The organism is Agathobaculum massiliense (assembly GCF_900291975.1).
GTDB lineage: Bacteria > Bacillota > Clostridia > Oscillospirales > Butyricicoccaceae > Agathobaculum > Agathobaculum ammoniilyticum.
In genome coordinates, this window is the sequence record NZ_OMPN01000001.1 from 1,228,728 (window position 1) to 1,255,480 (window position 26,753).

Sequence of the window (26,753 nt, forward strand, 5' to 3'; positions counted from 1 at the left end):
CCGCTCCTTTTGTATTATTTTAATAGCACAATTATATATCCTCCTCTCGGTATTTGTCAATCCCTTTTCGCACAGCCTAAGAGAAGCTCTGATTGCGCAGCTCCAGGTTATATGCCAGCAGCCGCCGCAGCCGCGTCTTTCCGCGCGTCAGGTGCCGAGACACCGCCGACTGGCTGATACCCAGTTTGTACGCGATCTCCTTTCCAGAAAGCCCTTCCACCTCGTTGAGCCACAGCACCTCATACTGTCTGCCGGTCAGTTGCTCCTTCAGGGCGCGGAAAAACGCCTCCCGAAACGCCGCGCGGAACGCGCTGTCGTCCCCGGCCAGCGCGGCGATATAGTCCTCGTATGCCGCGCGGTCGGCCTCGCGTTCAAACAGCCCGCTTGTCCTCATTCTGCCTGCCTCCTTTTTGATAATAATGCTCCAGCACGAACGCTGTCTTGCGGCTCTCGTTGATCAGCACGCGCAGACAGCCGATACGCTGCTTTAACCGGTATTTGACCTCTTTCTGGCGCGCGCGCCGCTGTGCCACCTGAAGCTGGCGCAGACGCAGCTCCAGCAGCGCGGTATTCGACCTGTATTCCCGCGCCATCTCGTGAAGCGTCATAACAGCCCTCCTATCAAATCGAACATTTGTTCGTATTCTATGGTTCAAATAATACTACATATTGGAAGTTCTGTCAACAACAACCTATATTTGGTGTTCTATCAATTAATTGCTTTGCATATAGTTCCAGAGAAAGGAGGCGTCGGACATGCGCAAGCTGTTACTGGCCGGCTGCGGCCTGGTTTCCGTCCTGTACCTGCTGCCTATGGTATGGTCGTTTGGCGGGATTGCGGACGGGCAGGCGCCGGAGACGCTCTTGATCCCCGACGCCGCGCCGGTGGACGCGGCCGCGGACGCCGGAGCGGCAGATTATTCAACCGTCACGGTGGAAATCGACGGGACTCCGACCGCGCTCCCGCTGGAAACCTATGTGGAGGGCGTTGTCGCCGCGGAGATATCCAACGATTTCCCGCTCGAGGCAATCCGCGCGCAGGCGGTCGCGGCGCGCACCTACGCGGTTTATAAGCTCTCCCGCGGCCGGCCCGACGTCCATCCGGACGCCGACCTTTGCGACGATTATCACCACTGTGCAGCCTACCGCGACGTTGCGGTGGAAACCGCCGCCGGCAGCGACCTGTCCCGCGTGCGGCAGGCGGTTCGGGATACCGAGGGGGAGATCCTCACCTACGACGGGGCTCCGATCGCCGCCGTCTTCCACTGTGTCAGCGGGCCGCGCACCGAAGCGGCAGCCGACGTCTGGGGCGAGGATATCCCCTACCTACAGAGCGAGGTCAGCCCCGGCGGCTCGGCCTGCAGTGAATACGAGTCGTCCGTCACCGTACCGGCGGAGGATTTCCGTCAAACTGTTCAGGAAAGCTTTCCTTCCGCCGAGGTGTCCGGCGCGCCGGACACCTGGTTCAAGGCCTCCGTCCGGTCGGACGCGGGCGGCGTCATCACGGTAAAGCTCGGCGGCCTGACGGTAGAAGGCACGGCGGTGCGCGAGCTGTTCGGCCTGAACTCCACCAATTTCACCATCACCACCACCGAGGACAGCATCACCTTCCACACGATCGGCTATGGACACGGCGTGGGCCTTTCCCAATACGGTGCGAAATACCTCGCGGAGCAGGGCGCGACGTACCAGGATATCCTGTCCAACTATTACCAGGATACGGTCCTGACGCGGATATGACTCTTCCCAAGGCGCGCCGGAGCGGTGCATCTCGCAGATAAATCAAATTTTTTGTATATTTTTTTATCTCCACGGCCATACTTGGGTCAACGGAGGTAAAGGGATATGAAACAATATAATTCCAAACACACCGCTGCCCTTTCTACGCGCGGCTTTTACACCATCCTGACCGTGTGCGGCCTGATCATTGCCGTATCCGCATGGGTGCTCTGGTCGGACTCCACCGCACCGGAGCAGGCAGCCTCGGCGCCAAGCACGCCGATCATCTCTCCGACAGAAGCCCTCCCCGACCTGTCCGACGATACGCCGGTCATGTCGGAGGAAGCGCCTGCGGACGAGGCGACCGAGCCGGTGGACGCGCCGGCCGAACCGGAGCCGGCTCCGGCCGAGCCTGCAGTCACCGTGTCCGCGCCGGTCTATGTGCGGCCGACCTCGGGCGCCGTCATTACGCCGTTCTCTGGCGACGAGCTGCTGTTCCAGCCCACGTTCGGCGACTGGCGCGTCCATTCCGGCACGGACTTTGGCGCGGAGGCCGGCGAAACCGTGCTGGCCCTGACCGACGGCACCGTGCAGGAGGTCTTTGAGGACGGGCTGTACGGCACCTGCGTCACGCTTTCGCACGACGCGGATCTGATCACCACCTACCGCGGCCTGACCGACGTGCGCGTCGTTGACGGCCAGGCGGTCACGGCGGGCGAGGCGCTCGGCGCATGCGCGGAAAGCATCGACGCGGAAGCGGCGCTCGACCCCCACGTCCATGTGGAGGCATCCCGCGCCGGCACGGCGATTGACGTGCTCGAGCTGCTGGGAGAAAGCGGCACGGAATAACAGAAAAGCCGCGGGACGGTCGTCCCGCGGCTTTTCTGTTATTCCGTTACCGCAGGCTGGGCCGTGTAGTTGCCTGTCAGCCCGCCGCCCGCAACGGTCACGATATTCTCCGCAAGCAGGAAATTGATCTCCCCGTCCGCGGATTTGGCGGTCTCGCCCGTTATATCGGCGACGCCCTCGGTGCCGTCTGAAAAGCAGTAGGTCAGCCGGCCTTCCTCCTCCTGCACGATCTCCAGCCCGACCGAAGCAGGCCCCGCATAGGAGCCCGCCCAACCGTATGTATGCACCGCCGCCGGATCATACAGCGGGAAAGTGGCGTAATCATCGAGCACACCGTCCCCCAGGTAATGGTACGTCTCTCCAGTTTCACGGTCGACCGCGAGCTTTCCGACCGACTCGCCCATCTCATCTCTGACCTCCACCACCAGGTATTCATGCGTCCGTCCGGCCTCGGCACCGACCGAAAGGGTTTCACCGGTCGCAGCGGCCATATAGCGCGCCGTATCAAACAGTTCACCCATCTGGCGAAGCACCTCTTCCTCGGACAGCGTCCCGCCGCTCACGGCGTCTCCGTCCAGCAGGCCGGCCTGCTCCGCCTGCTCCAGGGCCTGCATCTGGGGATTGACCTTACCGGCCTCCTCCGCCGCCGGCCCCACCGTATCAGTCTGTCCGGCGCAGCCGGACAGCACTAATACGCAAAGTGCGGTAACCGCGATCGATCGTTTCACCTTGCCCGCCTCCTTTTTCGCTGTTTCCATACGTTTTATTATGATACCGTATCCACGCGAAAAAAGCAATGGCCAGTTATCCGGCAAACGCGGTTATTCCTCGCCTTTTTTCCATTTCTTCCGCCAGCCATGCTCTTTTTTCGGCCGGTTCACCCATTTTTTGATCCGCTCAACCACGCTGTCCGTCAACGAATAGTATACCGGCGTGATGAACAGGGTCGCGACGGTGGAAATGACCATGCCGGTCATCATTACCACACCCATCGGCGCCATCATCTCCGAGCCTTCGCCGCCCGCAAACACCATCGGCACCAGGCCGAGGATCGTGGTCAGCGCGGTCATCAGTACCGGACGCACGCGGCGCGGGCAGGCGTTCAGGATCGCGGTGTTCTTATCCTCGCCGCGCTCCCGCCGCTGCAGGATATAGTCGACCAGCACGATCGAGGAGTTGACCACCGTACCGGCCAGGATAATAACCGCCAGGATCGCTACCATGGACACCTTGTTGCCCGTCGGCCACAGCAGCATCAGCGAACCGAGCAGGCCGATCGGCAGGATCAGCATGATCGCCACCGGCAGGGCGAACGAATTGAACTGGCTTGCCAGGATGAAATACACCAGCAGGATGGCGACCGCCAGCGCGGTCAACAGGGCTCCTGTCGTTTCCGCGATGCTGGAGGCCGATGTATCCCCGTCCTCAATCTGTACCCCTTCTGGGAACTGGTAGCCCGCTACGATCTCATTGACCTTTTGCATGATACCGACGCTGTCGCCCGATTCGCTTTCACCCGTGATCGTGACCGTTTCATCCTGATCGATACGGGTGATCGACTGCGGTGACAGCTCGGTGTAGACGTCCGCTACCATGGAGAGCGGCACCGTGCCGCCGGTCGCGGCCGGAAGCTGCAGCGACTTGAGCGCGTCGATATCCTGTGAGAGCGTCTCGTCGCCCGAAATGGTCACATCGTATTCCTCGCCGCCCATACGCAGCGTGGTCGCGGTCGAACCGGTCAACTCACCGCGCACCAGCGTGCCGATCGTGGCCGCGGTCAAGCCAAAGCGGGATGCGTTCTCGCGGTTGACCTTGACCGCCACACGCGGCACCTCGTCGCCGGAAGAGGACTCGACATTGATCGCGTCCGGTAGCGCGCTGATTTCCTGCACCAGGTCGTCAGCCACTTCCGCGAGCTGGTCATAATCCTTGCCGGAAAGCTGAACGCTGATATCCGAACCTTCGCCCATCGACGTGCTGCTGGCCGAGACAGTGATCTCGCAGCCCGCGATATCCGCCAGGTCGCGGCGAAGCTGGTTGGCGACCTCAGTGGATGAGCGGTCGCGATCCTCCAGATCGACCAGCGAAATCGTGACGCTCGAGCCGGACGCGCTCGACATGACCGAGGCCGAGCTGCCCGTGCTGTAGTATACCTGCTCCATTTCCGGTATGGTTTTTTCCGCGATCGCCACAATGCGGTCCTGAATCACCGCTGTCTCCTCCATCGTGGAGCCGCTCGGCATGCCGACCGATACGCTGATCGAGCCCTGATCCATCTCCGGAATCAACTCCATGCCGGCCATGCCCATGCTGAATACCGAAACGACGCAGATCACCACCGTAAGCAGGATGCCCACCGCGCGGCGGGTGATGAACAGCTTGAGTACTTTCTTATACATCCGTGCAAACGGGCGGTCGCCCATCAACTCTTCCCGCATGCCGGGCTTGCCACCGGCAATACGGTGTATGCCGCCGCGGTCGAGCAGGATATAACACAGCAACGGCACCAGCGTCAGCGAAATAATCAGGGACGAAGAAAGCAGCGCCACAATCGTGATGCAGAATTCCTTGAACATCATGCCGGTCATGCCGCCCGACAGGCCGATGGGCAGGAATACGGCGACCGTCGTCAGGGTCGAGGCGGTGACCGAGGTCACGACCTCCTTTGTACCCTTGGTGCAGGATTCCCAGCGGTCGTACCCGTCCGTCCGGTAATGGAAGATGTTTTCCAGCACGACGATGGAGTTATCCACGATCATGCCGACGCCGAGCGCGATACCGCCCAGCGACATCATGTTCAGCGTGATATCCAGCGCGAACATAATCAGGAAGGTGAACAGGATGCAACACGGCATCGCCACGGAAATGGCGACCGTCGCGCCCAGGTCGCGCAGGAACAGCAGCAGCACGACCGCCGCGAACAGCACGCCCATCCAGATGTTTGACACGGTGTTATCCACCGTCATGTTAATGTAATCCGACTGGTCCATGACCAGGCTCCAGTCAAGCGCCTCGTAGTCCGCGGTCAGGATATCCAGCTCGCTTTTCGCCAGTTCGGCAATCTCCACCGTGTTCGAACCGGATTGCTTGTTGACCGACAGCAGCAGGCATTCCTTGCCGTCCACTTTTGCCAGCGCGTCCTGGTCCTTGGGCCGCATGGATACGTCCGCGATCTGGCTCAGGCGCACTGTGCCGCCCGTGGGAAGCGAAATCAGGGCGTTTTTCACATCGTCCACTGACTGATACTCGCCGTCCGTGCGCACGGACAGCGTCTGCGAGCCGCTGTCCAGCTCGCCGCCCGGCACGGCCATGTTGTCCGCGCCGATCTGCTGCGCGACCGAGGACACGGTCAGGTTAAAGCCCTTGAGACGGGCCGCATCGGTTTTGACCGCGACCTCATTCTCATAGCCGCCCATGACGTCCACCGACGCCACGCCCTCCAGGCGTTCGAGCGCCGGCTCCAGCTCATCCTCCGCGATCGACTGCAGCGTGGCCAGATCGCTGCCCGTGAGTGCCACCATGATAACCGGCATGGAGTCGATGTCAATGGACATGACTGTCGGGTCGGAGGCATCCTCCGGCAGCTGGGATTTCACCATATCGACCTTGTCGCGCATATCGGTCAGCGTCTCATCCAGGTCGGTGCCGTAATCGAACTGCACAATGACCATGGACATGTTCTCCGCCGAGGTCGACGTCAGCGTATCCAGGCCCGCCAGACCCGCGCACGCGGACTCCAGCGGCTTTGTGACCTGCTGCTCGATATCCTCCGGACCCGCGCCCGCGTAGGTCGAATATACGATCGCCACCGGCAGCTCCATCTCAGGCATGAGCGCGAGCGGCAGCGATTGGAAGCAGTAAAAACCAAACACGACGATCAGGATGTACGTCAGTATGGTCATTACATTATGCTTGATACAGGTTTCCGCGATTTTCATAAGGAGTTAGCCCTCCCCATCCGCGGCGGCCGGCGCATCGTCCGGCCCTTCGGTCTCGTTCAGGACACTGTCCTCACCGGTCACGACGCGCACCATCGCGCCGTCCGACAGGTAGGACTGCCCTTTCACGACCACCACATCCCCCTCGGCCAGGCCGGAAAGGATCTCGGTATCCATTTTGCTGACCAAACCGGTCTCCACAGCAACGCGCGTCACGGTGTCCCCGCTGCCGAAGTCATCCACCACAAAAACATACTGCTCCTCATTCGCGCCGGTCAGGATCGCCTCGGTCGGCACGGAGAGTGTGTTTTCCCTGCGGTTGGTATAGAAAGTGACCGTCGCAAACGCGCCGATCGGCGGATTGACGTTGGACGGGAGCGTGATCGAGATATCATACAGACTGGTCTGTACATTGGCCGCCGCGGGCAGGGATGCAATCGTACCCCGCACCATATCGTCCGACAGGACCGAAATGACAACGCCCGCTTCGTCCCCCGCCTTGATGTTGGTGTACACATCCTCCGCGACCGAGGTCTGCACCTCGACCTTGCCGTCCTCCGCGATGACCACGCCCGGCTGAGCGGACGAGGCCATGCCACCGCGCACCAGGTTGACCGTGGTCACCGTGCCGCTGCAGGGCGCGGTAACCGTCCCCAGCTCGGCCTGCGAGGTGATCTGATCCAGCGAGGCCTGTATCTGGGCGAGCGAGGCCGCCTGCTGCGCCTGCGCCTGCGCAACCGCCGCCTGCGCCTGCACCAGCGCCTGCTTGGCATTGGTAACATCCTGCTCGGCGGCCGCGCCCGCCTCAAACAGCGCCTGCGTGTTATCCACCGTCCTCTGCGCCTGCTCCACGCCGATCTGCGCGGATTCGATCGCCCGGTCGGTCGCGGTCTTGGTAGCGCTGTAGGACTGCTGCAGCGCGCCCATCGTCGAGGTGACGGTAGTGGTATCCACGGTGAACAGGGTCTGTCCCTTGCTCACCTTATCCCCTTCCTTGACGGGGAGCGTCATCACCTGTCCCGCCAAAAGTGGGAACACCTGCACCTCATTGACCGCCGCGACCTTGCCGGTCACCGCGTATTCGGCGCTCATCTCGCCCGCCTGTACCTCCATCACCTCGACGGCAGTACCGGCCGGCGCCGCCTCCTCTTCCACCGTTTCCTCCTTGCCGCAGCCCGCGCTGAACAGCATCGCGCCCGCGAGCACCGCGGCAAAAATACGTTTACGTCTCATTTGGTCCTCCATTGTGGTCTGATTTTCCGGCTGTTCTGTCAGGCTGCGCTGTCCATCACGCCGCGCTTCGCCCACTCGTATGTATTATACGAGGTGAACAAATTGATCTCGGCCTCAGCCGCCGCCTCCTGCGCCGCCTCCAGGGTATCCTGCGCGTCCGCAAAGGCCATCTGCGAGATCATGCCGCGCTGGTACTGGACCTGCTGCACGGCAAACGTTTTTTCCGCCTGCTCCAGATCGGCGCTGGCCGCGCGCAGCGCGTCCCCTTTCTCCTGCACATCCTTGTACAGCTTGCGGAACGACGCGGTCACGTTCTCTTTCTCCGCGTCCAGCGCGATCTTGGCCGCCTCATATGCGTACAGGTTGTTGGTCACGTTGTCCTCATAGTCATCCGAAGCCTTATCCGCCGCGTCCTGCTTGGCCCAGATCGAATAGCTGTTCTTCACCGCTTCTTTCAGGTCGGTCTCATAGTCCATGGCGTCGAGCTGCTCCTGCGTCACGGCCGGCAGCGCCGCAGTCCTGAGCACAGTACCCGTATGGTAGCCACACTGGATGGCCAGGGTGTTGCTCAGGCTCTCATACTGGGTGTTCAGGGTGGTCCGGCTGGCCAGCAGGGTCTCCCGCTGGCTCTGCAGGCTCTTGAGTTCGTTCGATCCCGCCATGCCAAGCGATACCTGCTTCTCCATGGCCGCGATATTGCGGTCAAGCTGGGCCAAGCTGCGTTCGGTCTCGTTCAGGGAATACTGCAGGGCTTCCAGCGAGATATAATTATTTTCCGCATCCATGCAGATCTGATCCGCGGCGTTCTGCATCTCACGCCTTGTGCTGACCACGGTTTTCTGCTGATCCTCTTTGGCGTCGTCCTCCTTATCGTCTAGGTCGTTGTACGAGCCGTAGGCTGCCTGCAGGCTTCTTTCCAATGTGTTGAGCTGGGCCTGCAGCGTGCTTTTGAGCGCCGCCTGGTCTTTGCCCAGGTCATTGATCGCTTTTTCGAGATCTGCAATCTGCTGCCTGTATGAGGAGATCTGGTTGACGATTGTTATGTAATCCATATCATAATCGACGCTCACATCGGCTTCTTCCTCGCTCTTGACCGTATTGTCATACGACTTGATGGACACGTTGTTTTCTCGCACGGTCTGCTCCAACGTGTCAAAGGTCAGGCTGACCGGCGCGCTTTCCTCCGCTTCCGCAGCCTGCTCCCCGCTTCCGGCATCCGCCGCATACGCGGGCGCGCACATGCTGCACAGGAGCAGCGCGGAAAGCCCGGCGGCAATATATCTTTTCATCCTGTTCTCCTTTCTCTCACGCGATGGCAGTGGTCAGCCCGCGCTTCGCCCATTCATACTGATTAAAAGCGGACACCAGACCAAGCTCCGCGGTCTGCACATCCAGCTTTGCGTTTTCCAGCGTATCCTGCGCCTGCAGATAGTCCAGACGGGAAAGCATGCCGCGCTCATACTGCAGTTGGCTGGTTTTGAAATCCAGCTCCGCCTGCTGTTCGGCGGCCTGCGCGGCCTGCAGGGTGCCGCGGCAGTCCTGCACCGACTGGAACATGCTGGCGAAGGCCGCTTCCACGCTTTCCTGCTCGATGGCCAGCGCTTCGCGCGCGGACTGCACGGCATACACGCTGCTGTCATAGCTGTCGTCATACACGTTCTGCGCCTGCCGCAGCGTATTGCGCTTCTGCCAGATGGAAAAGCTGTTCTTCAGCGTTTCTTCCAAATCCGCTTCGTAGGACATCGCTTTCAGATCCTTTTCCGTCACCGCCGCGAAAGCCGCCGGCATCACCAGCGTTCCGGCGTCATAGCCACACATCAGCGCAAGGCTGCTTGCCAGGTTGTTGCACTGTGTCTGTAGGTTTGTGATGCCAAGCGCAAGGTTATCCCGCTGATTGCGCACGGTATCCATCTGGTACTGGCTGACCAGTCCAAGGGAAAGCTGCGTTTCCATTACATCCAGGCTGCGGTCAAGCGAGGCAAGCTGCCGTTCGAGCTTCTGCTGCGAATACTGCAGGTTTTGAATGGAGATCAACAGCGTCTGCGCGGCCATTGTAAGCTGGTCGGCCACGTTATCCGCCTGCTTCCTGAGCTGGTATACCGCATCCTCGATCTGCATGACCGCCGCCGCGCCCTGAACCGGCAGGCTGTCCGCGCTTTGCTGCAGGCTGTCCCGCTGGTTTTCCAGCAGCTTTTTCTGCGCCTCGTAGGTCTTATACAGGTCGCTCTCCTTATCAGCTATCTGCTCCATCGCCTCTTCCATTTTGCCGATCATCTCCTGGTACTGCTTGATCTGCAGTTCCAGCGCGCCGCCCTGTGCCTCAAACTGCTCGGACAGGCTCGAGCCGGTATCCATACCGGCCGCGGTCTTCCGCAGCGACTGCACGCTCGCGTTGTTTTCCGATACCGCGCGCTCGACCGCCCGCAGTCCCATCTGCTTGACGGTAAGCGTTTCCGGCGGCGCCTCCTCCTGAACGGCGACGCTCCCACCGCCGTTCACGGCGCCGGCCGGCGCGACCGTTGCCATACACAGCGCGCCGGCCAGCAGCGCGCCGATTACTCTTCGATTCATGGTCTTTCCGTTTGTCTCCTCTCCTGTCACAGCAGCTCGCGTGTGATAATGCGTATGTCCATATATTCTTCTGTTTGACGCGGCGACTCCCCCGTCCGCAGCGCCCGCACCAGTATCTCGACCGCGCGCGCGGCCTGCAAAAGCGGGTTCTGGTCTATTGCGAAGTCCAGCCGCCCCCGCTCCAGATATTGCTGCACGGCCGCGGTCATCCCATGGCACACGGTCCGTATCGTGCCTGCCCGACGCAAATAGGCGGGGTCCTCCAGACATATCCCCGCCAGTTCGCTAGGCATATAAATGGCGCGGACATGCGGATGCCGCTGCAGCAGCCCTTCGCACGAGCGGTCGTATGCGCCCTCGCTTTCCACCAGCTCAACGTGAAACCGCCCGTCGGCCAGCTCGCGCATCCGTTCCAGAAAGCCCCGCATGCGCGCCTCCCGTCCGGCGAATTCCCGCTGATCGGACAGCGCGAGCACCGTGCCACCGGCGACGAACGGGGCGATCAGCCCTGCCGCGACGCGGCCGGACTTTTCCATATCCGCGCCGACATAGCACAGCCGCCCGCTGCGCCGTACATCCGCGCAGCAGGCGACCACCGGCACACCATGCCCTGCTAGGCGGTCGATCTCCTCAGCCATGGCGACCGTATCGGGCGCCGCCACGATCAGGCCGCCGACGCCTTTTTCCTCCATCCGGCCGATCGCTTCAAAATACGAGCGGTGCGACCGGCTTTTCAGCTCTTCCACCCAAAGGTTCACATCGGCAGCGCCGCACTGCCGCACCGCCAGCCGAAGCCCTTCGCGCATTTTCCGGATCAGCAGCGTATCAAGGCACGGCAGCAGCACGCCGATGCGGCAGTCTCCCTCCGCGCGCAGCGCATGCCGCTGCGCCGGCGTGGTGTACCCATATTCCCGAATGACTTTCTGCACCCGTTCGCGCACCGCCGGCGCGACGTTCGGCCGACCGTTGACCACTCGGTCGACCGTGCCGCGCGACACGCCGCACTGCTCCGCGATCCACTGTGCAGTTATTTTCATAGCGGATTCCCTCTCTTTTGTGACCATGACCATCTTTTTCACAAGATGAATTCATTTTAGCACAGGCAAACTGCCCATACAAGCGCTTTTCCCCATTTTAGACATCTGTCTTCGATGTGTTGTATTCTCATTGTGCATTTTATTTTTGCACAGTTTTATCGTTTTTTGCACAGTATTCTCTGGCTTTTCCACGGTGAAATCATGCTTTTTGCACTTTGATTAGCAAAAGCTAACTCTAAAACTTTTCTTTTTTGCTAAAACGTGGTATACTAGGTTCATCCTATAAATTTTACATTGGTGAGGCGAAAGCTATGACAAAAATTGATATCGTTTCCGGCTTCCTCGGCGCGGGGAAGACCACGCTCATCAAGCGCCTGCTGGCGGACGCCCTGCAGGGCGAGCAGGTCGTGCTGATTGAAAACGAGTTCGGGGAGATCGGCATCGACGGGGGATTCCTCAAGGAAGCCGGCATCGTGGTGAACGAAATGAACGCCGGCTGCATTTGCTGCTCGCTCGTCGGCGACTTCGGCAAAGCGCTGCATGAGGTGGTCGACCAGTACCATCCGGACCGCATCCTGATCGAGCCTTCGGGCGTCGGTAAGCTGTCTGATGTAATCGCCGCCGTGCAGAACGCGCATCTGGATGTGACGCTCAACTCGTTCGTCACGGTTGTCGACGCGCTCAAGGCGAAAATGTACCTGAAAAACTTCGGCGAATTTTTTGAAAACCAGGTCGCGCATGCCGGCGCGATCCTGCTTTCCCGCACGGCGGAGTGTACGGCGCGGCGTCTGGACGAAACCGTTGCCCTGCTGCGCGGCCTGAACGAGCACGCCCGTTTCGTCACCACGCCGTGGAAAGAGCTGACCGGCGCACAGCTTCTCGCAACTATGGAGGGCAGCCGCGACCTGGTGCAGGAGGTGCTCGACGAGATCGCACGCGAACCGCATCATGCGCATCACCACCACGAGCATGCACACGAACACCATCATGACCACGAACACGAGCATGACCATGAACACCACCACGAACATGGTCCGGACTGCACCTGCGGCTGCCACGACCATGAGCACGGTCACGCGCATCATCACCACGAGCACGACCACTGCAGCTGCGGCCACGACCACGACGCGGACGAGGTGTTCACCTCCTGGGGCGTGGAGACCCCGCATCTGTACACAGAGGAGGACCTGCAGAATGCGCTGACCGGCCTGGGCGACCTGTCGCTCGGCACCGTGCTGCGCGCCAAGGGCATCGTACCCGCGGCCGACGGCGGCCAGTGGCTGCATTTTGATTATGTTCCGGGCGCGCCCGATATCCGCCGCGGCGCCGCCGACTATACCGGCCGCCTGTGTGTGATCGGCGCCGAGCTGGACGAGGAGCGCATTGCTTCCCTGTTCGGCCTTGCCTGAGGAGGAAGCCTTATGCCCAAAAAGGACCCGATACCGGTTTATATATTTACCGGCTTTCTGGAAAGTGGCAAAACCCGTTTTATCAAAGAGATTCTCGCCGACCCCGGCTTCACGGAGAACGAGCGCACCGCGCTCCTGCTCTGTGAGGAGGGCATCGAGGAGTATGACGAGCAGGAGCTGCTGCGCTATGGCACAGCGCTCGTCCCCATCGAATCGGCCAGCCGGCTGACGCCCAATATCCTCAAGCGCGTCGAGCAGAAATACGACCCCGACCGCATCCTGATCGAATACAACGGTATGTGGAAGCTGGACGACCTGACCTCCGTTTTCCCCGCCCGCTGGGAGCTGTACCAGATCGTCACAACGGTGGACGCTTCCACCTTTGCGCTGTACTCGGCGAATATGGGGCCGATGATGTTCGAGCATATCACCACCGCCGACCTAGTGGTGTTCAACCGCTGCACCGATGCGCTCAAGGAGATGCTCTATCAGAAGAACATCCGCGCCATGAACCCGCGTGCGACCATCTATCTGGACGACGTGGACGGAAACAGCGAGGACTACGCCCGCAACATGCCCCTGCCGTTCGATCTCAACGCGGATATCATCGATATCGGGGATGAGGATTACGGCCTGTGGTATATCGACGCCACCGGCGATCCCAGCAAGTACGACGGCAAGACCATCCGCTTCCGCGCGCAGGTGTATGTCGGCGGCAATGTGCCGTCCGGATCGTTTGTCCCCGGCCGGTTCGGCATGGTCTGCTGCGCGGACGACGTCACGTTCCTCGGCTTCCTGTGCCGCTATCCCAACGCAAAGGACCTCAAGCTGCGCGACTGGGTGCGCGTAACCGCCTCGGTCACGGTCGAAGCCCTGCCCCAGTACCGCGGCGAAGGCCCTGTGCTGCATGCGGTCGAGGTCGTCCCCGCCGACAGGCCGGCGGAGGAGCTGGTGTATTTCAACTGACCGCTGTCACAAAACCAAAGGCTTCCCTTTTGGGGTAGCCTTTCATCTTTGCGGCGGCGCGTGCCTGTTTCCCCAGTACTGGACGACAGTCTGCCGGCTCATTCCGCTCTACAGTCTCTTAAAAACACGAACCGGCTTCCCTTGTGGGAAGCCGGTTCGTTTTATATCTCTCTATAATAATCCGTGTCAAGGATCGCGTCGTTGACCTCCTGGAAACGGCGTGCGTAGGCGTTCATCTCCGCGACCTCCTCTTCGGCCATCCCGTCGTTCCACACGACCTTTCCATTTTGGACATAGGCGGCGTCGGTCAGCCAGGTGCCGTCAGGAAAAATGGCGCAGCCTGCGTATGACGGGTCAAAGGCATCCCGCCCCAGGGTACGGGGCGCAGGCAGACCGAACAGGTTCGCCAGCGTCGGCAGCAGGTCAACGGTCTGCATCGTCTTGTCCACCGTGCGCGGCGTGCAGCCCTCATACCAGATAAAGCATGGCGTGCGCTCCAGCAGGCGGCCGCCTGCGGCCGCGGAATATTCCTCCAGCACCGCGCGGTCGGTCAGACCGTAGGCATAATGGTCGTCGTACACGCAGAGCACTGTGTTTTCCAGCAGCCCGTCCTCCGCAAGCCGCTCGAGCAGGCGCGCAAACATATCGTCGGTCAGGCGCGCCTTGGCAAACAGGCCGTTTATTTCATACGGTCGGCTGTCATCCGCATATTCCGGATACTGTTCGAGCGCGTAGGTAGTCAGCGCGTCGATCTCGTCATAGCCAAGGTGGCCGCTGTAAGTGATCAAAAAGTCCAGAAACGGTTCCGTGTCGATCATGCGCGCATACAGCTCGTCGCAGTCCACCAGGAAGCGATCCACCCCAACCTCCAGCTCGCCGGACGCATAGTGCAGCGCGGAATGGTACTGTTCATAGCCGAACGCCTGGTGCATCGCGCCGCGGTTGTAAAACTTGGCCTCGCTCTTATGAAAGGAGTTTGCGGTATAGCCGGCGTCCCCAAACAGGCTGCCCGCCGCATCGGGAAACGCGCTGCGGCTGAGCGAATAGGCGACGTTTCCGTTAGCATAGGGATAGAGTCCGGTCTGCGCAGCAAATTCCGTATTAAAGGTATAGCCGTTGGAATACTGAGGGGTATAGAACTCGGAAAAACAGATCCCCTCACGCTGCAGGCGCGCGAGCGTAGGCGTATTCTGTTCGTTCAGGACGAAATCGTCAATGCTTTCCAGCTGCACCAGGATCAGGTTTTTGCCCGCGAGCAGGCCGGTCATCTCGTTTTCCTGATGGGCGGGCCGCTCCGCGAAAAACGCGTCCACCCGCGCCCGCTTTTCCGCCCCGTCCGGATCGGGCGCGACCGACAGCCATGCGTCGTGCAGCACAAACTGGTACGGTCCAGTCAACGCCAGGTCGTAAACGGGCGAAGAAAAGCGTTCGTATTCATACCCGCTCGATTCCCATGCATCCCAGTCCAGCGTTTCCGGCACCGGCGCGTACAGGCGCGGCGCGAATCCCTGCGCCAGAAGGAACGCCGCCAGCAGTGGGAGAGCCTGCCGCCGTTCCGTCCCCGCGGGCAGCGACCAGACGCCCAGCACGCCCCACAGCAGCAAAAGCATCGCAACCGCTGCGAGCCGCCCGTCGATGATCTGGCGGGCATAGCCGGCAAAATCCAGCCCCTCCCCCGCGAACAGGAAATCCGAGAGGAATAAAACGCGGTCGAGGATGCGCCATACGGCATACTGCACCACGGCATAGACCGCCCACACCGCGTAAATCAGCCCGTAAAGCAGGCGTCCCCAGCGGCGCGGGGGCAGCAGCGCCAAAGCAGTGAACAGCGCGCCGAAGCCAAGGGAGAACAGGTTGGGCGCGGCTGCGTACAGCGGATACCACGCCGCGCCGCCCGTTGCCGCGCGCAGCGTCAGATCGAGCAGCCAAAACGGCAGGGCCGCCAGTAGAATATGCAGCAACAGCCGTTTCCGTTCCCGCGTCTCCATGTATACCGTCCTCCTGTCTCATAAAAGACAGTATACGGTATATTCCGCCGGAACGCAACCGGCTTTTGTGTTTTCATCCGGCAAAGCCGTACAGCAGCCCCGCCGCCCACAGCTCATGAAACAGCAGGAAGCGCCCGGCGAACAGCGCCACGATGTACAGCGCGGGCGTCGGTTCGCAAACCTCTCCCCGCTTTCTCCCACAGCGCAGCCCCGCCCATGCCAGCGCCCGATACAGCAACAGCCCCAGCGCCGCGCCCAGCGTGTTCATCAGCAGGTCGTCCACATCCGTCCGGCGGTTGTTAAGTAGCTGGCTGAGCTCGATCAGCAGGGAAAAGGCAAACCCGCCCGCGGCCACGCGTCCCAGCCTGTCCAGCGCGGGCCAGAGCAGGGGCAGCAGCAGGCCGAACGGCAGGAACAGCACGACATTCAGCGCATAGCCCATCGGATCAGCTTCCCGTGAAAACGGCAGCAGGTTGACCTGACCGGCGTTCCACTCCAGCCCGCGCTGGAGCGCGTCGTACATCGTTCCCGCGCCGGTCACATGGAACACCCCAAACAGGTATATGGCAAACAGCAGGAGCAGCAAAGGCGGCGCAGCCCGTCCCGTTTTCCCGCCTCGCCGGTACAGCGCCGCGCACAGTACAAGGCCGGGCAGCAAAACCGCTGCCGCTTCATAGGCCAGAAGCAAAAGGTTCCGCATCCGTATCCCTCCTTTATCTCAGGATACCAGACAAATATTAAGAAAAACCGAGGGAATTTCTTAATATTTTCGCTCGCCCCGTTTAGCACACCACGAAAACGGAAAAAGCAGGCCGCGCCGATCGCGCGGCGCGGCCTGCTCAGGGCTCCTCGGGCGGATGCCCGGCGGTCCTCTCTTCATTTGTGATCTCCCAGTGGATCAGGAACGTGAGCGCCGCGCGCAGGAGGATGATCGCGCCAACGAGTACGATCTCCCGAAGCTCCCGCACGACCACGGTTCGCAGGATCTCGCTGCCCAGCTTGAATTCAAGCCCCATCGCCAGGCCTTTGGCCAGCTTAAGGCGCGTTTCCGGATCGCGCCGGACATAACACACCGCGCCCCGCACGCCGGACGCGACGATCACGCCCACGCCCACATATTCAAACAGCAGTATCGCCCACGACACGATGGTATCCAGCACCTGATCCGCCCACGGCAAGCAGACGCACGCCCTTTCCGGTTGTTATGTAGCTATTCCGGCTGGCCGGGCAGGGTGTCGAAGCCGGTCTGCAGTTCCTCGTCTGTCGGCACATGGTTGCGCATCGTGCCGTTATGATATGCCTCGTAAGCCGACATATCAAAGTAGCCCGTGCCGGTCAGGCCGAACAGGATGGTCTTGGCCTCGCCGGTCTCTTTGCACTTAAGCGCCTCGTCGATCGCACAGCGGATCGCATGGCTGGACTCGGGCGCAGGCAGGATGGTCTCGACCTTGGCAAACTGCACCGCCGCGTCAAACACATCGGTCTGCTTGACCGAGGTTGCCTCCATGTAGCCGTCATGGTACAGCTTGGAAAGGATAGGGCTCATGCCGTGGTAGCGCAGGCCGCCCGCGTGGTTGGAGGCGGGCATGAAGCCGTTGCCCAGCGTATACATGCGCGCCAGCGGGGTGACGTGGCCGGTGTCGCAGAAATCATACGCGTATTTGCCGCGTGTGAACGACGGGCAGGAGGCAGGCTCGACCGCGATGATACGCGGGTCGGCCTTGCCGGTCAGCTTATCCCGCATGAACGGCGCGATCAGGCCGCCAAGATTGGAGCCGCCGCCCGCGCAGCCGATGACGATGTCCGGATATTCGTCCAGCAGTTCCATGGCCTGCCTGCTTTCCAGGCCGATGATGGACTGGTGCAGCAACACCTGGTTGAGCACCGAGCCGAGCACATAGCGGTAACCCTCCTGCGTCGTCGCCATTTCGACCGCCTCGGAGATCGCGCAGCCGAGCGAGCCGCCGGTGTTCGGGTCGTGGGCGAGGATGGCGCGGCCCGCCTCGGTGGTGTTCGAGGGGGAGGGCGTCACATCCGCGCCGAAGGTCTGCATGACCGCCTTGCGGTACGGCTTCTGCTCATAGGACACCTTGACCATGAACACCTTGAGGTCCAGCCCAAAGTACGCGCACGCCTCGGAGAGCGCGGTACCCCACTGGCCCGCGCCGGTTTCGGTCGTCAGGCCCTTTAGCCCCTGCTCCTTGGCGTAATACGCCTGCGCAATGGCCGAGTTGAGCTTGTGCGAGCCCGAGGTGTTGTTGCCCTCGAACTTGTAGTAGATCTTCGCGGGCGTGCCGAGCGCCTTTTCCAGGTTATACGCGCGGCACAGCGGGGATGGGCGGTACAGCTTATACATATCGAGGATCGGCTCCGGAATATCGATATAGCGCGTTTTCCCGTCCAGCTCCTGATGGGCGAGCTTTTCGCAGAAAATCGGGTACAGCGCCTCCTCCGGAAGCGGCTGGTGCGTGCCGGGATGGATCAGCGGATCAGGCTGTTCTTTCATATCGGCGCGCAGGTTGTACCACTGCTTCGGCATCTGGTCTTCGGTCAAATACAGTCTGTGCGGAATCTTAGCCATGGTAGGTTCTCTCCTTTTTCTATGTTTTATGAATGAATGGACAAAATAAAAAAGCCCCTGTCCCAAATCCATGGGACAGGGGCTTGTAAACAAACCCTTGCGGTGCCACCCAAGTTGACGCGCCGACGCGCCCGCTCGCTTCCGCGCATCCGACAATGCACGCTCCCCTGATAACGGGCGGAGTCCCCGTCGCAGTTACTCGGGCGGAACGCCCTTTCGCCTTGCCCTGGTGAAGTCCATTCACAAGGCCCTTGCCTGCCGCGATCCCACCGCCCGCGGCTCTCTTGGAGGTTCGGTCTCCCTGCTACTCGTCTTCGTCATTGGTTTGTTCAGTATGGTCACAGTATATTCTTATTTCCCCGCTTTGTCAAGCGCATTTTGAGAATTTTTATAAATTATTACAATGATATTTTATTATCATAATATCACCTATTCCTTTTCCCCGTCCTCCCGAACGCCTGTCAATTGATCCAGCCGCCGTTCCAGCTCATCGATCCGGCAGAGCAGGCGAAATGCAGCATAGAACAGCAGCGTGACCAGAAAAGCGCCGAAAAGCAGAAGAGACCAAAAACCCCCTTTCACACCCGAAAGGACGGTTGCCGCAATCAGAAGCACTATAACGCATAAGAAATACATAATCAAAAAATCTTTAATCCCTTTCATCCTCCGCACCTCCTTGCTTTTCTATTGTAACCGGTGCGCCGGAACACGGTCAAGCGGCAAAACACACAAATCCACGGCACATTTATTGCCGCGCCGCCGCGGCTGTGTTATAATCAAAAACGAACATCAAACCGGAATGGAGGGAGGTGTACGCCATGTACACGGTCGAGGGCGAAAACGAGCTGCTTCTGACCTGCAGGGAAATACCGGACGGCGTTGCCATCCTGCGCTGCGAGACGCGCGACGACAGCGTGCGCCTGCCGGACGAGATCGGCGGCGCACCGGTGGTCTCGCTCGGGAATTACGCGCTCAGCGAACGCGCGCCGGACCTGCGTGGGCAGGACGTTTTTCCCGTCCGCGTGACCTGCGGCGGGCCGGAGCCGAAGCACGACGCAAACGCCGTCCGTTCGGTCGCGCTGCCGCAGCCGCTTCAAAGCGTGGGCAGCTATGCGTTTTACAACTGCCGCCGGCTGAAAACGCTTACACTGTCCAGCGCGGTGACCGATTTCGGCGGCGGCGCGCTGATGAACTGCCGCGCGCTGCGCGAGGTGCGGCTGTATGCCGACCCCTCTGCCCCCACCTGCCTGTACAAGCTGCTCGGCGAGTACGCGGGCGAGCTGGATGTGCGTTTTTTCTGGAACGGGACAGTGTACTACCTGCTCTTCCCCGCCTATTCCGAGGACCTGGAAGCGCTCACGCCCGCGCATATCTTCCAGCGGCGCATCCACGGCGCGGGCTACGGCTACCGCCAATGCTTTGACGGCGGCGCGCTCAGCACGCACCAGTACGACCGCGCGTTGTCCGGCCTGCTCGAACGGCACGATTTCCTTGTCGCAGCCCGCGTCACCATACGGCGGCTGGCAACGCCGTTCGGCCTGTCGGACGCCGCCCGCGCCACCTGTCTGGACTGCCTGCGCGCCCACGGCGGCACGCTCGCCCGCCGCTGCGCCGCCGCGGGCGAAAGCGCGGCGCTCACCTTCCTGCTGTCGCTCGGTGTGCTGTCTCCAGCTGAAATCGACGCCGCGTGCGATACCGCCCGCGAAAAGGAGCAGACCGCCGCGCTGTCCGTGCTGCTCGCCGCCGGACAATCATCCCCCAAGGGGCGCGCAAAAACGTTTGACTTATAAAAGAGGGGGTTATGTATGGCACAAAGTGAACGCTGGCAAAAAATCGGGCGGGAAATTCTGTTTTCCGCCCGCACCGAGCTGTATATGAGCCTGCCCTTTCTGGATACGGCGCTGGCCGCGCTGACCGTCTCGGACGGGTACGATACTGCGACGCTCGCAACGGATTCCCGCGCGCTGTATTACAGCGGCCCGTGGCTCGCCCAGCAGTACGAGCGCTCGCGCGCAAATGTGTGCCGCGCATACCTGCACACGGTGTTCCACTGTCTGCTGCGGCATCCCGCCAAGGCGCGCGGCCGCGACCGAGCGCTGTGGGATCTTGCCTGCGACGTAGCGGTTGAAAGCATGCTGGACGCGCTCGACTACCGCTGCCTGCAGGCGGACAAGCCCTCCGTGCGCCGGCAGCACCTGTACCGGCAGCTTCGCGAAAGCATGCCAGTGCTGACTGCCGAGGCGGTTTACCGTCAATTCCGGCGCGAACGGGCGGGGCTTTATGACTGCGCGGCGCTGTCCCGCGTATTCCATGTGGACGACCACGCGCTCTGGCCGGAGGAAAGCGACGACGAGCAGGAGCGTCAGTGGCAGCGCGCCGCCGAGCAGACCCAGACCGCGATGGAAACCGTATTCTCCAACCAGGCGGCCGGCGGCGAGGCCGTGCGCGAGCAGCTCGCGGTCTCCGCGCGCGGGACCGCGGACTACCGTTCGTTCCTGCGCCGTTTTGCCGCGCTGCGCGAGGAGGTTGCGGTGGACGCGGACTCGTTCGATTACGGCTACTACGCCTACGGCCTTCGGCACTTCGGCAACATGCCGCTGATCGAGCCGCTCGAAACGCGCGAGGTACGCCGGATCGAGGATTTCGTCATCGCGATCGATACCTCCATGTCCACCTCGGGCGAGCTGGTGCGCGGCTTTTTATCGCACACCTACGCACTGCTGCGGGAAAACGAGAGCTTTTTCCGACGCTTCAACCTGCGCATCCTGCAGTGCGACGACCAACTCCGCGCGGACAGGCGCATCACCTGCGAGCGCGAGCTGCGGGAGTATATGGAGCATTTTGAGCTGATCGGCCAGTCCGCCACCGATTTCCGGCCGGTATTCGCGCATGTGGACCGGCTGGTCAGCGAGGGCGCGTTCCATCACCTGCGCGGCCTGCTCTATTTCACCGACGGACTGGGCATCTATCCGAAAAAACGCCCCCGATACGACGCGGCGTTCGTCATGCTGGAGGGCGAGGCCTATCCCGACAACGTCCCGCCGTGGGGCATCCGGCTGATCCTGCGGGAAAGCGAACTCTCCGCCGGATAACGGCGGCCCGCCCGTCCCCTTACACCAACGGATAACGCACGAGGTAATGCTTTATGAATATCAAACGAGCAAAAAACGAGATCAAAAACGCACTGCGCGCCTATCTCGCGCGGGATGCGTTCGGCGCGTACCGCATCCCGCCCATCCGGCAGCGTCCCATCCTGCTGATGGGGCCGCCGGGCATCGGCAAAACCCAGATCATGGAGCAGATCGCGGAGGAGACTGGCGTGGGGCTGGTGTCTTACACGCTGACCCACCACACGCGCCAGTCCGCGCTCGGCCTGCCCTTTATCGAAACCGTGCAGCTCGGCGGTGCGGAGCGCACGGTCACCGCCTACACCATGAGCGAGATCATCGCCTCGGTCTACCGCGAGATGGAGCGTACGGGTACCAAGGAAGGCATCCTGTTCCTTGACGAGATCAACTGCATCTCAGAAACGCTCACGCCCATGATGCTGCAGTTTCTGCAGTGCAAAACCTTCGGCAACCAGCGCCTGCCGGACGGCTGGATGGTCGTGGCGGCCGGCAACCCGCCCGAATACAACAAATCCGTGCGCGAGTTCGATGTGGTCACGCTCGACCGCGTCAAGCGCATCGACGTCGAGGAGGACTTCGCGGTCTGGAAGGAATACGCCTACCGGCGCGGCATCCATGGCGCGATCCTCTCCTATCTTGAGATCCGGCGCGACCATTTCTATCGGGTGGAGGCGACCGCGGACGGGCTGCAGTTCGTCACCGCGCGCGGCTGGGAGGACCTGTCCGAGCTGATGCAGGTATACGAAACGCTCGACCTACCCGTCGACCGCCAAGTGGTCGGGCAATACCTGCAGCTCCCCCGCGTGGCAGCCGATTTCGCCAACTACCTGCAGCTTTATGAAAAATACAAGCGCGTCTACCGCGTGGAGGAGATCCTGGACGGCGCCTGGGAAAAGGTGCGCGCCTCCGAGCTGGCGGGCGCGGCGTTCGACGAGAAGCTGGGCGTGCTTGGCCTGCTGCTCGCGCGGCTGGCGGACAGCGCGCGCGAGGCATACCGGCTGGACCGTCTCACCGACGCGCTGCATCAGGACCTCGTCCATATCCGCGAGGGCGAAAAAATGCTCGGCACCCTGCTGGACGAAAAACAGGCCGCGCTCACGCGCCGCCGCGACGCAGGCTCGACCGACAAGGACGCGCTGTTTACCGCCGCGCGCGAGGCCGAGCGGCTCGCGGCTTTCCAGCAGGCGCTCGCGCTGGAAAAGGTGCCTAAGGGGCAGGCGTTCGAGCGGCTCAAGGCGCTGTTCCAGGAGGATGTGCAGGCGCGCGCGGACGCGGCGGACCGCACGGACCGGCAACTGGCGAACGTCTTTGCTTTCCTCGACGCGGCCATCCCGAACAGCCAGGAGCTTGTGCTGTTCGCCACCGAGTTGACCGCGAATTACTTTACCTCCTGGTTTATCCAGAATTTTGGCTGCGAGGCCTACTTCGCGCACAACAAGCAACTGCTGTTTGACGATACGCGCCAGCGGCTTCTGCGGGAAATCGGCAGCGCCGAACCGGACTGAGGCGCGGAACCTTCTGCCTAAGCCGGAAAAGGAGGTATGTATCGTTCTTTTCTGCTCCTGCCGCTGCTTTCCCTTCCGCTATACAGCTGGGGAGCGGCTCCGGACAGCGGCGCGGGCCATCTGGAGGCACCGCCGTCCCCCACTGTAGAGGAGAACCACCAGCACCACCCCACGGACGAGCTGCAGTTGATCGCGAACAGCCCAACCGGCGGTTACTGCGGCAACACCCTTACGCAGGTGCGCCCGTTCAACGCCGCGCTGGGCGGCGACGCCCAGGCCGGACTGACCGCGGAACAGGTTGAAGCGATTCGTGATATTCCGGCCGCAACGGCGTGCAATAGAAAAAGGACAAGGCCCCGCCTTGTCCTTTTTTGCGGTTATCCGAAGCGCCCCAGCGCGCCGTACATCTCCGGCCGCCGGTCGCGGAACGTCCCCCAGCTCCGGCGCAGCTCGCGGATCCCGTTCAGATCGAACGTATGCGTCAGGACGCAGGCGTTTTCCCGATCCGCCTGCTCGACCAGCGCTCCGGTCTCATCCGCGATGAAGGACGAGCCGTAAAACGTCAGCGAGGACGACTGGTTCTGGTTGTCGGGCGAGGGGGTCACGGTTTCCGTACCAATGCGGTTGGCCGCGACCAGCGGCATGATGTTCGCCGCCGCGTGGCCCTGCATGCAGCGGCGCCAGTGCGGCATGGAATCGCATTCCAGGATCGGCTCGGAGCCAATCGCGGTCGGATAAAACAGCAGCTCCGCGCCCATCAGCGCCATGCAGCGCGCGGATTCCGGAAACCATTGGTCCCAGCAGATGCCCACGCCGATTTTGGCATAGGCCGTGTCCCACACGCGGAAGCCCGTGTCCCCGGGAGTGAAATAAAATTTCTCCTGATAGAAATGATCGTCCGGAATATGCGTCTTGCGGTACTGGCCGAGGACCGTCCCGTCCGCGTCGATCACGGCGACCGTATTGAATGTGGTGTTGCCCACGCGCTCGTAATAGCTGACCGGCAGCACGACCCGAAAGTCGCGTGCGACCGTCCGCAGCGCGTTCACCGCGGGGTTTTCCTCCAGCGTTGTCGCCAGATGGTAGTTTTCATAGCTCTTTTCCTGGCAGAAATACCAGTTTTCAAACAGCTCGGGCAACAGGATGACCTGCGCGCCCTGCGCGGCCGCCTCCTCGACCCTTTGCACCGCGTTTTCCAGCCCATAGGTCATCTGTACCGCGGCTACGGTTACTTTGCTCATATGCTTTCACTCCTCATACGGTTGGTGATTCCCGCGCTCACGCGCGGGGGATCTGCTGCGTGATGCAGTGGATGTTCCCGCCGCCAATCAGAATATCGCGCGCGGGGATGGCGACCACCCTGCGCGTCGGAAACAGGCCCTGCAGGATTTCTTTCGCCGTCTCGTCCATCGGGTCGTCAAACGCGGGCATGACGACCGTCCGGTTGGCGATATAAAAATTGACGTAGCTTGCCGCCAGCCGTTCGCCCGGCGTGCGCGTCGGCTCGCCCTCGCACAGGTCGAGCCCCTCACATTCCTCCTCCGTGATGGTCACGGGCGCGGGCAGCGGCAGCTTATGCACCCGAAGCCGGCGCCCCTTTGCGTCCACCGCCGCCTCAAGCGCGTCCAAGCTCGCCCTGGAAAGCGCATACTGCGGGTCGCTTTCGTCGTCCGTCCACGCCAGCACGACCTCGCCGGGCGCTGTGAACGCGCATACGTTGTCCACATGCTCGTTGGTTTCGTCATGGTAGATGCCGCGCGGCAGCCAGATCACCCTGGAAACGCCGAGGTACGCGCACAGCGTGCGCTCGATCTCCTCCCGCGACAGGGACGGGTTGCGCCCCGCGGAGAGCAGGCAGGCCTCGGTGACGAGCGCGGTACCCTCCCCGTCCACATGGAGCGAGCCACCCTCGCAAATGAAATCCCGCTTGTCATAGCAGTCGTTTTCCAGCAGGTCACAAAATTTGCGGGCCACGCGGTTGTCCTTTTCCCAGCTTGGGTAAAGCCCGTCCACCGCGCCGCCCCAGGCGTTAAAGCCCCAGTCGATGCCGCGGCGGCCGCCCCTGCCGTCGATCACAAAGGTCGGCCCCACGTCGCGTGCCCAGGCGTCGTCTGTCTCCATCACAACCAGCCTCACCGCATCCGGAAGCTGGGCGCGGGCATTGTCATACTGCCCCTCCGAGCAGAGCACGGTCAGCTTTTCGCTTTCCGCGATCGTCCGCATCACCTGAATAAACGCGCGCCGCGCCGCATAGGCTCCATACTGCCAGGAATCCCCGCGCTCCGGCCAGATCATCAGGCAGCCGTCGTGCGGCGCGAACTCCGCAGGCATAAAAAATCCGTCCTGTGCGGGCGAAGTGTGTAAAATCCTCATTGTCGTTTCTCCGTATCGTTTTCTCCCTTATAGCGTACAACATTTCGATTTAACTTGCAACGCTTTCCCGCATATGTTACACTAAATACACAAATGCTTCAATATTTTTCAGGAGGAAACTATGAGCAGCTACCCTTACCTATATACGCAAACCTATTCCTATACGCCGTTTTTTAGCCTCGTGCTGCCGGTGCTGGCGCTGCTCGTCATTGTAGCGGGCGGGCTTGCGCTGTATTTCCTTTTCGTGCGCAAGCCCAACATCTATAAAGGGTCGGCCGCCAAGCTGCATGATATTTTTACGTTCCGCACCTTTTTCACCGAAAAGCTGATCCGCGCCCTATACTGTATCGTTGCAGTCGCCATCGCCGTATACAGCGTCATGCTGCTGTTCTCGCATTTTTTTGCCGCGCTTTTCGTGTTCGTGGTCGGCAATCTGGTTGCCCGCATCACGTTTGAGTATGCGCTGCTGCTGCTCGTGCTATGCCGCAACACGCAGGAGATCAACCGCAAGCTGGGACCCCTGCCCGCTGAAGAAGCCGCGCCGCAGGAGGCCGCGCCCCCTGTCCCGCCCCAGCCGCCGGAGCAGGCGCCCGTGCCGCCCCAGCCGCAGGACAATCCCCCGCATTAACGCCATACCAAGGCCCCGCCCGTCCTCCAAAGGACAGGTGGGGCCTTTCTCGCTTCAGGACATCTTCCCGCGGCGCTTCCCTGTCACGCGCGGACAATAAAGGTCAGCGTTTGGTTGTCCGACAGGCTTTGCTCATACCGGAAATCGTTCCAGTCAAACAAAGTGAGCTGCTCAGGCGACTCGATGCTGTTTTGCAGGATATACCGCGTCATGCGGCCGCGCGCCATTTTCGCCATGGTGGGCAGGCAGCGCAGCTTCCCCTTGCGGTAGGTCAGGAATTCGCAGGTCACCATCCGGTCGCCTGTCTGCAGATAGCGCCGCACCGCCTTGCTGTATTCATTTGAGGCGAGGTTGACCACCGCTTCACCCGCACCGAACAGATCGTCGTAAAACGCACGGCCCCAGAACTCGTACAGGCTGCGCCCATCCAGCCGGTGCGCCAGCTCAAGCCGGTAGGGGCGGATTGCGTCGAGCGGCCGCAGCGGACCGTAAAACGCGGAAAACAGCCGCAGGCTGTCCTGCGCGAACCGCAGTTCTGCCGCCGTGAGCGTTTCCGCCTCCAGATATTTATAGGCCAGCCCATCATACGCCAGAATCGCGGGTACGCCGCCCGCGTCTGTCCAGTCCTGGTAGAGCGCCGCCGCCCGCAGCGCGATCGCCGGACTGGTCTGCAGGATGCTCTCCAGCTCAAACGGCGCCTTGGCACGCAGGGCCGCGGCGAGCGCTTCCGCCTGCTGCAGATAGCGCGGCGCTGTCATATCCGGCAGCGCCGCCGCTGCGGCGCGCATATTTTTCGCCGGGGATAAAAATACTTTCATGGGGCATCCC

The 26,753-nt window shown here is 61.5% G+C and carries 24 protein-coding genes; 8 read left to right on the forward strand and 16 right to left on the reverse strand.

Features of this window, described 5'->3' with window-relative positions; all coding sequences use genetic code 11:
- Window positions 1-76: 76 nt before the first annotated feature.
- Together DBQ51_RS06400 and DBQ51_RS06405 are read right to left on the reverse strand one after the other, a co-directional pair.
- Window positions 77-394 carry an RNA polymerase sigma factor gene (locus DBQ51_RS06400; protein ID WP_054327500.1) on the reverse strand — a complete coding sequence of 106 codons (318 nt, stop codon included), beginning with the start codon at window positions 392-394 and terminating at the stop codon, window positions 77-79.
- Window positions 372-608 carry a hypothetical protein gene (locus DBQ51_RS06405; protein ID WP_054327501.1) on the reverse strand — a complete coding sequence of 79 codons (237 nt, stop codon included), beginning with the start codon at window positions 606-608 and terminating at the stop codon, window positions 372-374. The genes DBQ51_RS06400 and DBQ51_RS06405 overlap by 23 nt, the downstream gene beginning before the upstream one ends.
- A gap of 148 nt (window positions 609-756) precedes the next feature.
- Here DBQ51_RS06405 and spoIID point away from each other — a divergent pair, with 148 nt between their 5' ends.
- Both spoIID and DBQ51_RS06415 read left to right on the forward strand, forming a co-directional pair.
- Window positions 757-1,740, forward strand: coding sequence for a stage II sporulation protein D (spoIID, locus tag DBQ51_RS06410; protein ID WP_054327502.1), 984 nt, complete (start codon window positions 757-759; stop codon window positions 1,738-1,740).
- A 105-nt stretch (window positions 1,741-1,845) separates the two neighbouring features.
- Window positions 1,846-2,568 (forward strand): M23 family metallopeptidase, encoded by a 723-nt coding sequence (locus DBQ51_RS06415; RefSeq protein WP_054327503.1) that lies wholly within the window; start codon window positions 1,846-1,848, stop codon window positions 2,566-2,568.
- Between the two features lie 38 nt (window positions 2,569-2,606).
- On the opposite strand, the gene DBQ51_RS06420 is transcribed toward DBQ51_RS06415, so the two are convergent.
- From DBQ51_RS06420 to DBQ51_RS06445, 6 genes are all read right to left on the reverse strand, one after another.
- Complete coding sequence (locus tag DBQ51_RS06420; protein ID WP_159068086.1) at window positions 2,607-3,296, reverse strand: hypothetical protein; 690 nt, start codon at window positions 3,294-3,296, stop codon at window positions 2,607-2,609.
- Window positions 3,297-3,389: 93 nt separating this feature from the next.
- Window positions 3,390-6,506 (reverse strand): efflux RND transporter permease subunit, encoded by a 3,117-nt coding sequence (locus tag DBQ51_RS06425; protein ID WP_054327505.1) that lies wholly within the window; start codon window positions 6,504-6,506, stop codon window positions 3,390-3,392.
- A 6-nt stretch (window positions 6,507-6,512) separates the two neighbouring features.
- Window positions 6,513-7,739, reverse strand: coding sequence for an efflux RND transporter periplasmic adaptor subunit (locus DBQ51_RS06430; protein ID WP_159068087.1), 1,227 nt, complete (start codon window positions 7,737-7,739; stop codon window positions 6,513-6,515).
- A gap of 38 nt (window positions 7,740-7,777) precedes the next feature.
- On the reverse strand, window positions 7,778-9,028 hold the full coding sequence (locus DBQ51_RS06435; RefSeq protein ID WP_054327507.1) for a TolC family protein: 1,251 nt from the start codon (window positions 9,026-9,028) through the stop codon (window positions 7,778-7,780).
- Window positions 9,029-9,044: 16 nt separating this feature from the next.
- Window positions 9,045-10,310, reverse strand: a complete 1,266-nt coding sequence (locus tag DBQ51_RS06440; protein WP_054327508.1) for a TolC family protein — start codon at window positions 10,308-10,310, stop codon at window positions 9,045-9,047.
- A 26-nt stretch (window positions 10,311-10,336) separates the two neighbouring features.
- Entirely contained in the window at window positions 10,337-11,347 is a 1,011-nt protein-coding gene (locus DBQ51_RS06445) for a LacI family DNA-binding transcriptional regulator (RefSeq protein ID WP_054327509.1), read from the reverse strand.
- 311 nt (window positions 11,348-11,658) lie between these two features.
- Between DBQ51_RS06445 and DBQ51_RS06450 the strand changes: the two genes are divergently transcribed.
- Together DBQ51_RS06450 and DBQ51_RS06455 are read left to right on the forward strand one after the other, a co-directional pair.
- The gene (locus tag DBQ51_RS06450) at window positions 11,659-12,756 is read left to right on the forward strand and encodes a CobW family GTP-binding protein (protein ID WP_107631058.1); all 1,098 of its coding nucleotides are present in this window, start codon (window positions 11,659-11,661) and stop codon (window positions 12,754-12,756) included.
- 12 nt (window positions 12,757-12,768) lie between these two features.
- On the forward strand, window positions 12,769-13,722 hold the full coding sequence (locus DBQ51_RS06455) for a TIGR03943 family putative permease subunit (protein WP_054327510.1): 954 nt from the start codon (window positions 12,769-12,771) through the stop codon (window positions 13,720-13,722).
- Window positions 13,723-13,883: 161 nt separating this feature from the next.
- On the opposite strand, the gene DBQ51_RS06460 is transcribed toward DBQ51_RS06455, so the two are convergent.
- The 5 genes from DBQ51_RS06460 to DBQ51_RS06480 all read right to left on the reverse strand — a co-directional run bounded on the left by DBQ51_RS06460 (window position 13,884) and on the right by DBQ51_RS06480 (window position 18,954).
- Window positions 13,884-15,710: an LTA synthase family protein gene (locus tag DBQ51_RS06460; RefSeq protein WP_107631059.1), complete on the reverse strand. Its 1,827-nt coding sequence runs from the start codon at window positions 15,708-15,710 to the stop codon at window positions 13,884-13,886.
- 73 nt (window positions 15,711-15,783) lie between these two features.
- The gene (locus DBQ51_RS06465) at window positions 15,784-16,410 is read right to left on the reverse strand and encodes a VanZ family protein (protein ID WP_107631060.1); all 627 of its coding nucleotides are present in this window, start codon (window positions 16,408-16,410) and stop codon (window positions 15,784-15,786) included.
- Window positions 16,411-16,549: 139 nt separating this feature from the next.
- Window positions 16,550-16,888 (reverse strand): DUF1622 domain-containing protein, encoded by a 339-nt coding sequence (locus tag DBQ51_RS06470; protein ID WP_054327515.1) that lies wholly within the window; start codon window positions 16,886-16,888, stop codon window positions 16,550-16,552.
- Between the two features lie 32 nt (window positions 16,889-16,920).
- Complete coding sequence (locus DBQ51_RS06475) at window positions 16,921-18,291, reverse strand: TrpB-like pyridoxal phosphate-dependent enzyme (RefSeq protein ID WP_107631061.1); 1,371 nt, start codon at window positions 18,289-18,291, stop codon at window positions 16,921-16,923.
- A 429-nt stretch (window positions 18,292-18,720) separates the two neighbouring features.
- The gene (locus DBQ51_RS06480; protein ID WP_054327516.1) at window positions 18,721-18,954 is read right to left on the reverse strand and encodes a hypothetical protein; all 234 of its coding nucleotides are present in this window, start codon (window positions 18,952-18,954) and stop codon (window positions 18,721-18,723) included.
- A 155-nt stretch (window positions 18,955-19,109) separates the two neighbouring features.
- On the opposite strand from DBQ51_RS06480, the gene DBQ51_RS06485 reads away from it, so the two are divergent.
- Genes DBQ51_RS06485 through DBQ51_RS06495 form a run of 3 tightly spaced genes read left to right on the forward strand, consistent with a single transcriptional unit; the run spans window position 19,110 to window position 22,924 of the window.
- Window positions 19,110-20,081: a leucine-rich repeat protein gene (locus DBQ51_RS06485; protein WP_107631062.1), complete on the forward strand. Its 972-nt coding sequence runs from the start codon at window positions 19,110-19,112 to the stop codon at window positions 20,079-20,081.
- Between the two features lie 15 nt (window positions 20,082-20,096).
- Complete coding sequence (locus DBQ51_RS06490; protein WP_107631063.1) at window positions 20,097-21,383, forward strand: vWA domain-containing protein; 1,287 nt, start codon at window positions 20,097-20,099, stop codon at window positions 21,381-21,383.
- Between the two features lie 53 nt (window positions 21,384-21,436).
- Window positions 21,437-22,924 carry an AAA family ATPase gene (locus tag DBQ51_RS06495; protein WP_107631064.1) on the forward strand — a complete coding sequence of 496 codons (1,488 nt, stop codon included), beginning with the start codon at window positions 21,437-21,439 and terminating at the stop codon, window positions 22,922-22,924.
- A gap of 377 nt (window positions 22,925-23,301) precedes the next feature.
- Here DBQ51_RS06495 and aguB read toward each other — a convergent pair whose 3' ends face one another.
- Together aguB and aguA are read right to left on the reverse strand one after the other, a co-directional pair.
- Window positions 23,302-24,165, reverse strand: a complete 864-nt coding sequence (aguB, locus tag DBQ51_RS06500; RefSeq protein WP_054327520.1) for an N-carbamoylputrescine amidase — start codon at window positions 24,163-24,165, stop codon at window positions 23,302-23,304.
- Between the two features lie 37 nt (window positions 24,166-24,202).
- Entirely contained in the window at window positions 24,203-25,297 is a 1,095-nt protein-coding gene (aguA, locus tag DBQ51_RS06505; RefSeq protein ID WP_107631065.1) for an agmatine deiminase, read from the reverse strand.
- Between the two features lie 121 nt (window positions 25,298-25,418).
- On the opposite strand from aguA, the gene DBQ51_RS06510 reads away from it, so the two are divergent.
- Window positions 25,419-25,925, forward strand: coding sequence for a DUF4282 domain-containing protein (locus DBQ51_RS06510; protein ID WP_107631066.1), 507 nt, complete (start codon window positions 25,419-25,421; stop codon window positions 25,923-25,925).
- An 83-nt stretch (window positions 25,926-26,008) separates the two neighbouring features.
- Here DBQ51_RS06510 and DBQ51_RS06515 read toward each other — a convergent pair whose 3' ends face one another.
- On the reverse strand, window positions 26,009-26,743 hold the full coding sequence (locus tag DBQ51_RS06515; RefSeq protein ID WP_159068088.1) for a YaaA family protein: 735 nt from the start codon (window positions 26,741-26,743) through the stop codon (window positions 26,009-26,011).
- Window positions 26,744-26,753: the final 10 nt, after the last annotated feature.